Source organism: Mucilaginibacter sp. 14171R-50 (genome assembly GCF_010093045.1).
In the GTDB taxonomy this organism is placed as follows: domain Bacteria; phylum Bacteroidota; class Bacteroidia; order Sphingobacteriales; family Sphingobacteriaceae; genus Mucilaginibacter.
On record NZ_CP048115.1, the window covers coordinates 3,268,658 to 3,282,198 of the forward strand.

General features: G+C 45.8%; 10 protein-coding genes. 3 read left to right on the plus strand and 7 right to left on the minus strand.

The genetic code is table 11. The features are described from left to right. The first annotated feature begins 102 nt into the window (after positions 1-102). Complete coding sequence (locus GWR56_RS15000) at positions 103-1,125, plus strand: 3'-5' exonuclease (RefSeq protein ID WP_162432039.1); 1,023 nt, start codon at positions 103-105, stop codon at positions 1,123-1,125. Between the two features lie 112 nt (positions 1,126-1,237). On the opposite strand, the gene queG is transcribed toward GWR56_RS15000, so the two are convergent. Next, positions 1,238-2,173 (minus strand): tRNA epoxyqueuosine(34) reductase QueG, encoded by a 936-nt coding sequence (gene queG / locus GWR56_RS15005; protein ID WP_162432040.1) that lies wholly within the window; start codon positions 2,171-2,173, stop codon positions 1,238-1,240. 138 nt (positions 2,174-2,311) lie between these two features. Here queG and GWR56_RS15010 point away from each other — a divergent pair, with 138 nt between their 5' ends. Next, positions 2,312-2,704, plus strand: coding sequence for an STAS/SEC14 domain-containing protein (locus GWR56_RS15010; RefSeq protein WP_162432041.1), 393 nt, complete (start codon positions 2,312-2,314; stop codon positions 2,702-2,704). Positions 2,705-2,711: 7 nt separating this feature from the next. Continuing rightward, a complete protein-coding gene (locus tag GWR56_RS15015; RefSeq protein ID WP_162432042.1) occupies positions 2,712-2,984 on the plus strand; it encodes a hypothetical protein in 273 nt (90 codons plus the stop codon). Between the two features lie 134 nt (positions 2,985-3,118). On the opposite strand, the gene GWR56_RS15020 is transcribed toward GWR56_RS15015, so the two are convergent. From GWR56_RS15020 to GWR56_RS15045, 6 genes are all read right to left on the minus strand, one after another. After that, positions 3,119-3,589 carry a nuclear transport factor 2 family protein gene (locus tag GWR56_RS15020; protein ID WP_162432043.1) on the minus strand — a complete coding sequence of 157 codons (471 nt, stop codon included), beginning with the start codon at positions 3,587-3,589 and terminating at the stop codon, positions 3,119-3,121. 84 nt (positions 3,590-3,673) lie between these two features. Further along, entirely contained in the window at positions 3,674-4,585 is a 912-nt protein-coding gene (locus tag GWR56_RS15025; protein WP_162432044.1) for a polysaccharide deacetylase family protein, read from the minus strand. Between the two features lie 182 nt (positions 4,586-4,767). Beyond that, complete coding sequence (locus GWR56_RS15030; RefSeq protein ID WP_162432045.1) at positions 4,768-5,925, minus strand: Gfo/Idh/MocA family protein; 1,158 nt, start codon at positions 5,923-5,925, stop codon at positions 4,768-4,770. After that, positions 5,915-8,197 carry a GH92 family glycosyl hydrolase gene (locus tag GWR56_RS15035; protein WP_162432046.1) on the minus strand — a complete coding sequence of 761 codons (2,283 nt, stop codon included), beginning with the start codon at positions 8,195-8,197 and terminating at the stop codon, positions 5,915-5,917. The genes GWR56_RS15030 and GWR56_RS15035 overlap by 11 nt, the downstream gene beginning before the upstream one ends. 116 nt (positions 8,198-8,313) lie before the next feature. Continuing rightward, complete coding sequence (locus GWR56_RS15040) at positions 8,314-9,825, minus strand: RagB/SusD family nutrient uptake outer membrane protein (protein WP_162432047.1); 1,512 nt, start codon at positions 9,823-9,825, stop codon at positions 8,314-8,316. Between the two features lie 72 nt (positions 9,826-9,897). After that, entirely contained in the window at positions 9,898-13,314 is a 3,417-nt protein-coding gene (locus GWR56_RS15045) for a TonB-dependent receptor (protein WP_202925327.1), read from the minus strand. Positions 13,315-13,541 lie beyond the last annotated feature (227 nt).

Genomic DNA, 13,541 nt, shown 5'->3' on the forward strand with positions numbered 1-13,541 from the left:
AACACAAACCTGAAAGTAAAAAATAAAAACCACATTTTGCTACAAAATAGTGTGCTGATAATTTTAAGAGAATTACCACCTTTGTGCTACTGATAAGCAAGCATGAAATTACAATTAAAGCGGCCTCTTGCCTTTTTTGACCTGGAAACTACCGGTACCAATATTGGCGCCGACCGCATAGTAGAGATATCTGTTATTAAGCTTAACCCTGATGGCAGCGAACATGTAAAAACCTGGCGCATCCATCCGGGCATACCTATACCGTTGGAATCATCGTTGGTACATGGTATTTACGACGAGCACGTAAAGGACGAGAAGCGTTTTCATGACTTGGGGCAGGAAATTGCCGATTTTATCCACGATAGTGATCTTGCAGGTTATAATTCCAACAAGTTTGACATCCCGATGCTGATGGAGGAGTTTTTACGCGCGGGTGTGCAGTTTGACCTTGATCAGCGCCATTTTGTAGATGTGCAGAACATTTTTCACCAAATGGAGCAGCGCACCTTAAAAGCTGCCTACCAGTTTTATTGTAATAAGCAAATTGTTAACGCGCATTCGGCCGAGGCCGACACCCGCGCTACCATGGAAGTTTTGCTGGCGCAGATAGAGCGCTACGAGAATATGGAGTGGGAAGACAAAAAAGGTAATAAAAGCATCCCTGTAGTGGGCGATGTGGAAGCCTTACATAAGTTTACCAACCTTAGCCGGCCGGTTGACTTTGCAGGCCGTATGGTGTATAACGAACAAGGTGAAGAACTGATAAACTTTGGCAAACACAAAGGCAAAAGGGTAGAGGATGTATTTAATGTTGAGCCAAGCTATTACTCGTGGATGATGCAGGGCGATTTCCCGCTGTACACCAAGCGTAAGCTGGAAGAGATATACAAACGCTGGAACGCTAAAAAAGTGGCAGAACGCCAGCATGCCAGGCCCGCGCAACAGGCAGGCCCTGCAAACCAACAGGCACAGCAGCCACAAACGCCCCGCCCTGCTTTTCAGAATAACAGCCCAAAAAGCAGCCCTCAAATAAACAACCAGCCGTTTAAAAAGAAAGAAGAACCGGCCAGGCCTGTAGATGATGATATGCTGGCACAGTTAGCCAATAAATTTAAGAAGGGGTAAGCACTTCCGCGCGTCATTGCGAGGTACGAAGCAATCTCTTTAAGCAAATCGCTCTTACAGGGTGTATAACTGTGCTAAAGAGATTGCTTCGTACCTCGCAATGACGGTGTTGTTATGTTTTTTTTAAAAACTCTATATTTCTTCTCAAACCCTCAAATTTGGTGCGCTTCACCGCCGAATTTTTAAATACTTTTTGAAAAACATCGGTAGTTATCTCTTCCCAATCCTGCTTTTTAAGGCCGTGCAGTTCCGGGTGCGGGTCAAATGCGGGTTCGTTGTGCAGTACCGAAAACCGGTTCCAGGGGCATACATCCTGGCATATATCGCAGCCAAACATCCAGTTATCCATTTTGCCCTTAAACTCCTGCGGTATCTCGTTCTTCAGTTCAATGGTCAGGTACGATATGCAGCGGCTGCCATCAACCACATAGGGGCCAACAATGGCGTCGGTTGGGCACGCGTCAATGCAGCGGGTGCAGGTGCCGCAATGGTCGGCAGTAGGTTCCACATCGTACTCCAGCTCAATATCCACTATCAGCTCTGCTAAAAAAAAGAATGAGCCGGCCTGTTTGCTTATCAGGTTGGTGTTTTTCCCAACCCACCCTAAACCCGCCTTTTTAGCCCAGGCCTTATCAAGCACCGGTGCCGAATCTACAAACGCGCGGCCGCCTACCGCGCCAATTTTCTGGTTAATTATTCCTAATAATTGCTTTAGTTTATCCTTTATAACCGAATGGTAATCAGTGCCGTAAGCATACTTTGATATTTTGGGAGCCAGGGGGTCGTGTTGTACAGCGTCGGTATAATAGTTAAGCCCTAACGAAATAACAGATCTCGCACCGTCTACCAGTAAACGTGGGTCAAGGCGCTTATCAAAATAGTTTTCCATGTAACGCATTTCGCCGTGCATACGCTTGTTTAACCATGCCTCCAACCGGGGTGCTTCTTCTTCCAAAAATTCAGCCCTGGCTATACCGCAAAACAAAAAGCCCAGGTTTTTAGCTTCGGTTTTTATCAGTTGCGAGTATGCCGACAGTTTTTGCTGCATTTTACAAAGATACAATATACCGGTGTTTTTAGGCCGCTTACCACCGCACAGCCGACGAAATAAATTAAAGTATGCAATAAAAAAGTTTCTTCTAAACAATGGTATGGCTTTTGGTATAGTTTACAAAACAGAAACACTATGCTGCAATTTATTAATGACCTGGAACCTCATGTAGTAGGCATACACGCCACAGGCGAGGTGACCAAAGAAGATATTGAAAATGTATTGATGCCGCGTATTGACGAACTTGTAGCACGACAGGGCGAAATAAACTACCTGCTGGTGCTGGATACCGATGTGCAGAACTGGACGATGGGCGCGTGGTGGAACGATATTAAGGTGGGACTGAAAAACTTTACAAAGTGGAACAAAATAGCGGTGGTTAGCGACCAGAAAGGCGTACAGTGGGTTACAGATGCGTTCCGTTTTTTTGTGCCGGGTAACTCAAAAGGCTTTTCGTTGGCGCAACTTGACCAGGCTGTAGAATGGATAAACGCGAAAGAAGTAGAAACTATTGAACAAACAAATTAAACATACTATGGAAAACAACACAGGAGGTTTTGAAAGGGCCAATGAGCAAGGTCAGAACCATGATACACAGGGCAATATAGATAATTTACACAACCAGAACGTACGCACCAATACCGACAGTGACGAACTGGATAAAGGGGGTGAACCAAACGTTCAGGATAAACCTGATGATACACGCGTGAAAACGGTTGTGCCCGATAATGATAACGGCGGCCCGGGCCCGTCTACCGAAGAAAATTCTTCTAACAAAGGGCAGGGCCCTTCGGGTGAAAATTTATAAAATAATGGGCTTAATATAAACCGTCATTGCGAGGTACGAAGCAATCTCCGGACTTTTATTGCCACGTAGCATGTGAAGAGATTGCTTCGTACCTCGCAATGACGTAATATTATAGCTATGCTCGTAAATATATCCTACCTGTTATGGTACAGCCTAGAATTTGAGTAGGTGGCCTCGCTGCTAATTTTATCGCCTTTTATCTTAAAGACACTACAGTTACGAACATCGTAACGGATAGGGCTGCCTGCTTTTTCTTTCAGGCCGATCACATCGTATTCAACTACCACCGTCGAATCGTTATTGATTATATTATCCACCAGGTATTTGGCATCAGGCGATACGTAGAATAGCTGATGAAATATTTGGTCGGCCCCTTGTTTGCCCGTGTTTTCGCCATCCCAATCGCTGGTGGTTATTTTGGCTTTATCGTCATACTGTGCAACCAGGCTTTTCAGATCATGGTCATTCAGGTACCTGAAATGCTCGTCAATAACTTGTTTTGAAATGTCGCTTTGGCCAACTGCGGGTTTATCGGGCTTATTATTGCAAGCTGTAAACGCAATTGCCAGTAACGCAGCAAGGATAGGGCGCAGGGTAATTGTCATGTATTAAAAGTAGCAAGATATATTAAAAAATAAAACCCTCTTTGTGGTACAAAAGAGGGTCTTATTTTTATTGAAAGTCAGCCGTTAAAAGCTATTCCTAATACTGTTGCTTAACGTTTTTGCGCTCCAGTAACCGCTGTCTAATATCCGGCGCACCGTTAATAACGGGTAATCCGGATCGCGCTTATCAGCCAGTTGAAACGCCATTTTAAAGCCTCTTTTATCAAGCTCAGGTAAAACCGGTTTCTTCCATATACCGAAGGGGTAGGCAAAGTATTGGATTTTTTTACCGGTAATTTCTTCCAGTTTTTTTGTTGGTTTGTCAATCTGGGTAACCCAGTCGTCAACCGGGCGGTTGGTTATCTTGCCGTTTAAGCCCTTTATCACCAAATTGGAGTTATGCGAATATTTGTCTACACGATGGTGGTCCCAGGTGTGGCTCGAAATTACGTGCCCCTCGTCAGAAAGTTTCTTGATCATCTCCGCAGTCATGTAATGCGGCCGACCTATTGATACCGTCATCACAAAGAAAACGCCCTTAAAGCCATATTTTTTCATTTCGGGCGCGGCAATGGTAAACTGGTCAACGTCGGTATCATCAAACGTTAGCATAATTGGCTTTTTAGGCAGTGGTGCCCCGGTAACCAGGTAGTTATACAACTGGTCGGGCAATATGGTATGGTAGCCGCTATCGGCCAGCATCTTCATATGCTCTTTAAATGCCGCTATCTGAACGATATAATCCTTAGCATTTTTTGAGTCGGTTGCCTTCCAGTCGCGTATTTGGTGATAACACAGTATAGGCACCTGTTTGCGGGCTAAAACTGCGGCTTTATCCACAGGGCCGGTTGCCAGCTTAGCCACTGGTGTCGCGGTTTCTTCTGTGGTGGTTTTGGCGCTGTCGGCAGCAGTTTTTTCTGTAGATGATGGTTTTGACTGGCACGATACCATGCCCATGATACAAAGTGGCAGCAGCGCCGAAAATTGCTTTAACATATGTGGATGATGATTTATTTGCCGCTAAAATAATACAATTATGCAGCGATGTATTAACTGTTAATAAATATTATTTCGATATCGATTTGCGGCCCTATGTAAGTATCCAACGGTGCTAAACAGATCACTACCTTATACATCAAAACCCGCTCAATGCGGGTTTTGATGTATTTATTTGGTTGTTACAGCACTATCCGTTTGCCTTCGGCGATTGACCGTTTGGCAGCATCCAGTATCTGCATTACTATCATATTATACTTCAGCGATGACCTGTCGGTTATCCCCTTTAGCCGGTTTTTTACCACAACCTGGAGATAGGGGATAGGATGATCATTTGGTGCAAGCAAAGGGGCCGCCACGCTTTTTACCGCCCGCAAATTATTTAAACGGGTAATAACGGTATCTTTATCTAACGCGTGCATGTAGCCCTCGTCGCCGAACACCTCAAGGTCTTTGATAGAGAACGGCCAGTTCCACGATGCCTCAATGATACCTGTGGCCGTTGGGTATTCCACAATTATCGTAGCGTCATCATCCACCTTGGGGTAAGTTTTTAGTTTAAAATGACGCGCAACGGCTGTTACCGCTACCGGTTTTTGTCCGTTCATTAGCCAGGTCATCAGGTCGGCACCGTAACAGCCAAAGTCGTTTAGCGCACCGGCGCCGTTCATTTCCGGGTCGGTAAGCCAGTTGGTAAAATCTTTGCTGCAGCCAATCTCTTTGGGGCCCTGGTGCCCGTCGTGCACAACCATTTTCCTGATCTGGCCTATACTATCCTGCGCCACCATATCATATACGTGCTGGTACGATGGGTACCAGGTGGTTTCGTAGTTGGTAAGCAGCTTTATATAATATTTTAATGCTAAAAATTCCATGCGGTTAGCTTGTGCCAGGGTAGCGGCCAGCGGCTTTTCAACCATTACAGAGATGCCCAGGGGGGCGCAAACCTCTACAATATCGATGTGCTTTGCTACGGGGTTATAGCCCAGTACCACATCGGGCTTTTTGGTTGTAACCATCTTTTTCAGGTCATCAAAAAAGATAGAATCGGGTAGATTGTATTGTTTCTGGTAGCGTGCACGGAGCTGCTTGTCGCCCTCGGCAATACCTACAATAAGTACCTTACCGTTTCGATAATCGCCCAGTATATTGTGCACATGATCGTGCGACAACCCTGCTATCGCCAGCTTCTGGGTGCTCAGTAACACCGGCTGCACCGGCGCAAGCGGCAATGTTTTTACAACCGATGTAGTTTGCCCTACTGCAGCTGTGAAAAACGCGCACGATATAAATAACGCGCAGAATATCAACCTCGCGGTTTTTATGATGCTATTTCTCATTTGATAACGAATAAGGTGCGTCTGCCGCGTTGTTACCCCTCACCTTATTAGGCACGGCCGACATGTTAAAATTAAGCGTTTGGCCTTGTTGCAAAGCCGCATGACTAAGCCAGTTATGTGTGTATGGCCTGCCATTAACCGTAAGGGCTTTTACAAAACGGTTTTGCGCACTGTTGTTTGCCGCGTTTATGGTAACTACCTTGCCGTTCTCTAAGGTAAGGGTTATCTTTTTAAACAGGGGTGCACCTAATACATATTGGTCGCTGGCGGGGGTTACCGGGTAAAAGCCCATTGCCGAAAACACATACCAGGCCGATGTTTGGCCGTTATCCTCGTCGCCGCAGTAACCATCGGGGGCCGAGTGATACATTTTGTTCATCACGTCGCGTACGTGCAGCTGGGTTTTCCAGGGTTGGCCGGCGTAGTTGTACAGGTAGGTCATGTGCTGTATTGGCTGGTTACCATGGGCATATTGGCCCATGCCTGCTATCTGCATTTCGCGGATCTCGTGGATAACCTCGCCGTAGTAGCTATCGTCAAATATTGGGGGCAATGTCCATATCGAATCCAATTTGGTCACAAATTTTTCCTTGCCGCCCATCAGGTTTATCAATCCCTGCACATCATGAAAAACACTCCAGGTGTAGTGCCAGCTGTTGCCTTCGGTAAAGGCATCGCCCCATTTAAAAGGGTTGAACGGACTTTGAAATTTACCATCCTTGTTCTTGCCGCGCATCAAACCGGTTTGTGGGTCAAAAAGGTTTTTGTAGTTCATGCTGCGCTTGCGGTAGATCTCCGTTTCGGATGCCGGGCGGCCAAGGGCCTTGCCCAGCTTGTAAATGGCAAAATCGTCATAGGCATATTCTAAGGTGCGGGCAGCATTCTCGTTTATCTTCACATCGTAAGGCACATAGCCCAGGCTGTTATAATAATCAACACCGTCCCGGCCGGTTGCTGCCGGCCCGTCGTTATTAGCGCCGTGTAACAAGGCCTGGTACAAAGTGCCGATATCATAGCCACGTCCGCCTTTTAAGTAAGCTTCGGATACCACCGACGCCGAGTTGTTGCCTACCATTACATTGGCATAACCGGGGCTGCTCCACTCGGGCAGCCAGCCACCTTCCTTATAATCGTTTATCAGGCCCTGCTGCATTTCTTTGTTGATAGAAGGGTAAACCAGGTTCAGGAACGGATACAACGCCCTGAAGGTATCCCAAAAACCTGTACCGGCAAATTTGTAACCGGGTAACACTTCGCCGTTTTGCGCGCTCCAATGCATTATCTGCCCTTTGGCATTTATCTCGTACATTTTATTTGGGAAGAACAGCATGCGGTACAGGCACGAGTAAAATGTTTTTACCTGCTCCACCGAGCCGCCTTCAACTGCCAGGCGACTTAAGGTTTTATTCCAAACGGTTTTTGCCTTTTGTTTGGTGAAATCAAAATTGTCGTTCCCAATTTCCCTGTTCAAGCTGATCTCGGCCTGCTCGATACTGATGAATGACGATGCTACACGCAGGTGCACCTTTTCGCCCTTAGTGGTTTTAAAGCCGATAACGGCGCTCGCATGTTTAGCGGTAAGTTCCAGTCCGTCGTTCAAAGTGCTGTCGCTGTAAACCTGCGCAAGGGTTATGGGCTTATCTACGTAGATAACAAAATAGTTTTTGAAGTTTTTAAGCGGGCCGCGCGCGTATTTGCTTGAGTACCCCACTATCTTTTTTTCGCCGGGAATAACTTTGATATACGACCCGCGGTCAAAAGCATCTATTACAATAAAAGAGCTGTCTGTTTTTGGGTACGTGAACCGAAACTGCGCGCTGCGTTCGGTAGGGGCTATCTCGGTGGTAACATCGTGGTCGGCCAGGTAAACGCTGTAATAATAAGGCTTGGCAATTTCAGCTTTGTGCGAGAACCAGCTTTGACGCTGGTTTTGCGATACCTTTATTTTGCCTGTAAAAGGCATAATGGCAAACTGCCCGTAATCGTTCATCCACGGCGATGGCTGGTGCGTTTGTTTAAAGCCGTTTATTTTATAGGCGTCGTAAGTGTACTGCCAGCCGTCGCCCATTTTACCGGTTTGGGGTGTCCAGAAGTTCATGCCCCATGGCACCGCTATCGCGGGATAGGTATTGCCATTGCTCAGGTCGTATTTAGATTGTGTGCCCATTAACGGGTTTATCCATTCCACCGGGTCGGTCACTTTGGTAACCTGTTGGGCAAATGTGGCAGCGGTAAATAGTATGGAAATTAAAAAAAGGAGCCTTTTTTTCATGAGAAGCGTTAATAGTTATGGTGTAATCGGCCGTAAATATAAAAGACTGGCAGGTATTGCCAGTCTTTTATATTGTAAAATTATTGCCACGCTGGGTTTTTCATTAAACAGTTTAATTAAAAACCAGGATTATTCGGTAACAATAAAGGGTTTACATCAGTTTCCTGTTTCGGTATCGGGAACAGCAGTTGTTTTTCGGTAAAGGTGGATCCGAAAACGGTTTTATGACCTACAAAATTGTCCCAATTGCCGGTAACATCGTTGTGTACCTTGCGGGTACGCAGCATATCAAACCACATCTTGTTTTCAAAGCAAAGCTCGAAATAACGCTGCAACCACACTTCCTTCTCAAACTCATCCTGCGATAATGCCCCGATAGGCGCAAGGTCGGCCCGGTCGCGTATCTCGTTCACATATTTAATCGCGTTTGAATTTGGAGCGCCTTCGGCACGGTTAGATGCCTCGGCGTACATTAACATCACATCGGCCAGGCGATATAGGGTGAAGTTAAGATCGGATTTTGTGGTGTTACGCACCGCGTTTACATCAAACCATTTATAAATGTAGTGGTTTTTAAAGTTCACCGTTTCGGCAGGCGTTTTATAGCTGGCGTAGTTGGTAAAAAAGAATTGCTTTTCCTGTACCCGCTTATCACCAGCCGGGAACGAGGCGATGAACTGGTCTGTTGGGTAAACCGATCCATACTCGTCAGAATATGCGGATATACCCGAATAGTTGGGAATTGTAAGCGGGGTAAGCGGGTTTGTTTTTGGGATGGCTGCCGCATACTGTATCTGGAAAATGAACTCCCTGCTGTTTTTGTTAGCCGGAACGATCATATCTGTATACTCGGGAAATAAGGTATAACCTCCGTTCTGGATCACGTCAAGCGAGCGTTTAGCCGACTCGGCGTAATATTGTTCGCCGCCGTTAATGGCAGCGCCGGCATAGGTTAAGTATACATCGGCCAGGATGGATTTTACAGCGCCCATTGATACCTTACCGGTGGCATCTTTCCAGGGGAGTGTTGATTTTTCGGCCTCCAGCAAATCAGGTATTATAATTTCGTCATAAATTTGCTTGGCAGGCACACGCGGTATTTGCAGGTTCAAGTCCTTTGGCGGTTCGGTTACTTTGGGCACCGCGCCAAACATGCGCACCAGGTAAAAGTAGTACAGGGCGCGCAGGGTGCGGGCCTCGGCTACCATGTTGGTCTTGTCGGCATCGCTTAACCCAGCGGCGTTAATGGTTGGTATCTTTTGGATAGCCAGGTTTGTTGCGCCAACGCCCAAATACAGTTGCTGCCACCAGGTATCCATATAAAACGAGGTGTTATCGTAAATAAGGGTTTGAAAATTCACAAACCCGGTTTGCCCAAGGTCGCTGTTTGCTTTACCGGTCATAAACTCCATCAAATTCCAGGTGTTGCCGCCGTAAGACGATGGCTGGCCATTAAGGAAACCCGACAGGTTTTGATAAGACCCGTTGGCGAGCGCCCTGGCAACTTTCGCGCTCGATAAGTTGGCATCGGGTGTTAAAAAGCCCTCGGGTTTTTCTTCCAGGAATTTTTTGCACGAGCATGTAAGTAATAAACATGCCACTATCAATATATTTTTTAATGTTTTCATTTTAATGCGGTTTTGTATGATATGATTCAATCCTTCACTGCTGTTGCTATGCGTTTTAATCATATAATAAGTTTAAAATCCTACCTGTACACCAAGGTTCCAAATACGGGGGCGGGGATTCGCAAAAAAGTCGATGTTTTGCGAAAGCGCCGAGTTGTTGCCGTAAGTTTGATTGAATGTGTCAACCTCCGGATCGTAGCCGGTGTATTTGGTTATCACAAACAGGTTTTGAACGCTGGTATAAATGCGTAAGCGCGTCATGCCTAAATTTTTAAGCGTTGATGTAGGGAAATTGTAACCTAAAACAAAGTTTTGCCCGCGGATGAACGAGCCATCTTCAACCCACCAGGTATCAAAATGCGAATCCTGCGCGTATTTATAATTACGCACCTGCGATATCATGGTGTTTTGATTGCTGGGTTTCCATCCGTTTAATACGGTGGCCAAACTGTTTGAAATGGTTTGCCTGTCTTCGGCCGAGTGCTTAAAGTTAGCCGCGGTGTTTACGCCTTGTACAAAACGGATATCAAACGAAAAATCCCAGTTTTTGTATTGCATGCTGCTGTTAATATCCCCGGTCCATTTTGGTGTAGAACGGCCGATGATACTGTAGTAATTGCTGCCATCGGCGTTATAGATATATTTACGGTCTCCGGGTTTTAAGCCGTGCTTGGCAGCTTCGGCAACATCAGCAGGCGAATCGCTGTAAGTGCCAAGCCTGGTCATTCCGTAAAATGACCCTATCGGTGCGCCAACGCGTATTACATAGTTTTGCCCTAAAAAGTTAGGCCCCGGAAAAATATCGGCATTACCGTCGTTAAGTTTGGTTACCTCATTTTTATTACTTGCAAATAATAAGTTGGTCGACCATCTAAAATTATCGGTTTTGATATTTTCGGTGTTTAAGCTTAGCTCTATACCCGTGTTACGCATCGAGCCAACATTTTTATAAACGTTAGCGGTGGTAAAACCGGCTGTCCATGGTATAGGGGTTTGCAATAAAATATCGCTGGTGTTTTTGATATAAAAATCAGCGGTAAAGTTCACCCTGTCGCCAAATAACCCTAATTCTAAGCCGGCATCAAACATTTTGGTCCTTTCCCATTTCAGGTCGGGGTTGCCAAGGTAGCCCGGCAATAACGTGATTACCGATGCACCATCTAAAGCGGTTTGGTTGGTGGATAATTGCGCGAGTGAACGATAATTACCAATTTCCTGGTTACCTGTAATACCGTAGCTGGTCCGTACCTTTAAGTTTGATATCGACTTACTGTCCTTCAGGAAGTTCTCCTGCGATACGCGCCATGCCACACCCGCCGAAGGGAAGAAGGAGTATTTGTTTTTACTGCTGAACCTTGAGGAACCATCGTAGCGGCCGGTTGCTGTAAACAGGTACTTTTCATCGATATTATAGCTGATACGGCCATAGTATGAGTTTAACGCGCCCGGCTGGTAACCACCCGGTGAGTTGGGCTGATTGTCTGATTCGGAAGCGCTTTTAACTGAGCCGGCACCTAAGTTATTATACTGGAAATAATCATCTATAAAGTTCTGCGTTTCGGCTCGAACCCTTTCGTACACGTCATCACTAAAAGATATCCCAACCAATGCGGTCAGTTTTTGACGGTCGTTGATCTTTTTATTCCAGGTAAGGTAATTTTCTGATTGCCAGTAATAGTTTGTATTGGCATTGATATTTGCTACACCACCCTGGTCGGCCGATAAATGCTGCAGGGAAAGCGACGAGTAAAAGTTATTTTTTTGGCTGCGCAGATCGTACCCCAGGTCTGTTTTAAATTCCAGTTCATCAGATATCTTAAACAGCATGTATACGTTACCCACCACTTGCTGGGTATTGTTAATAGTATAGCGCTCGTTAGCTATCTGTATGGGGTTTGGCGCCCCTTCAAGGCCTGCTATGTCAAAATTTCCGGCCCAGGTGCCGTCAGGATATTTGATCGGAACGATGGGTACTTCTTCTGTTACGGCGCGCGGTACATTCAAACTACCGTTGCCATCAGTTACCACACGCTGCCTGCTGGCTATGGCATTTATGCTGCCGCCTATTTTTAACCAGTCCTTAACATCATTGTCCATGGTCATTTTAACCGAGTAACGCTTGAAGTTTGATGTAGGAGTTAAGCCATTTTGGTTAAGATACCCTAATGATAAGCTGTAAACTGATTTTTCGCTGCCGCCCTGTATGATCAATTGATGGCTTTGCGAAAAGGCCGGTTTATAGGTTTCTTTTTCCCAGTTGGTATTGTAAAGGGGCTTGTCATTGGCATCAAACAATAACGGGAAATTGGCATGGTTTAAAGCCTTTGGCGGGGTTTGTACCGTTCCGGTAGGGTCAAACTTAGCCCCGTTGGCAAACGCCTGGTTATAAATGTCGACAAATTGCTGCGAGTTAAGCGTTGGCACATGGCGGTACAGGTCGCTTATGTTGGCATTTGCCTCGTAGCTAATGGTAGCCGGGCCTTTCCGGCCGCGTTTGGTGGTTACCATAATTACACCGTTAGCGCCGCGCACGCCATAAATAGCGGTTGATGACGCGTCTTTTAACACCTCGAGCGATGCAACATCATTAGGGTTGATAGAGTTGGGGTCGACCCCAACAACGCCGTCGACAACATACAAAGGGTCGAGGTTGGAGTTGATAGAACCAATACCCCTGATGCGTACCTTTGCAGCCGCGCCGGGCGCGTTGCTGTTAACACTTACATCAACACCCGCAACCTTGCCCTGCAATGCCTGCGATAGGTTTGGCACCGGCTTATCTAACAGTTGTTCGGCCTTCACAGTTGTTACAGCCCCGGTAAGGTCCGATTTTTTCGCGGTACCGTAACCAATTACCACAACTTCATTCAAGTCTTTGGCCTGCTCGGTCAATACCACATCAATGGTTTGCTGGTTATTAATAGGCACTTCTTTTGATGTATACCCAATAAAGCTAAACACCAGCACGCCAGAACCATCCGGAACGGTCAGCTTATACTTACCGTTAACATCAGTTGATGTGCCGATGATGGTGCCTTTTAACTTTACGTTCACACCCGGCAGGGGGCCTTTGGCATCGCTTACTGTACCCTGTATATCAATAGCTTTAATTTCTATCGGGGTATTATTAGCGTCCTTCTTTTTTACTACAATGGTTTCCTCAAAAATTTTGTAAGTAAGGGGCTGGTCTTTAAACGCCTCGTTAAGGGCCTGGTCAACGGTAACCTTGTCTACGTTGATATTGATACCGCCGGCTTTTGATACATCCTGCTTATCATACATAAAATGATAGCCGGTTTGTTTCTCTATCAGGCGCAGAACTTTTTCAACAGAGGCATTTTTTTGCCGCAACGATACAGTTTGACTGAACGTTTTTGCGGTTACATTGGTAAGGGCTGCAATTATTAAAATGGCAGTTAGTTTCATAACCAATATTATTTTGGAGAGTTTAGACCATGCCAAAGGCATGGCCTTAGAATTAAAATTCATAAGTTTGTTGTGTTTGGGTTAAACATTAAGTTTCAATTCGTCAGTTGCAATTATTATGGGGCCCAGGCATTTAGCCGGGAAAGTGGGTCGAAACACTTCCCGGCTTTTTTATATGCCGGTCTTAACGCTTATGGATAAGAATGGGGCCGCCAATTGCGCTTAGCTTGCGGGGTGTATTTCTTTCATCATAAGTTGTTTTTTGTAGGGTGAATAATTGATATATATGT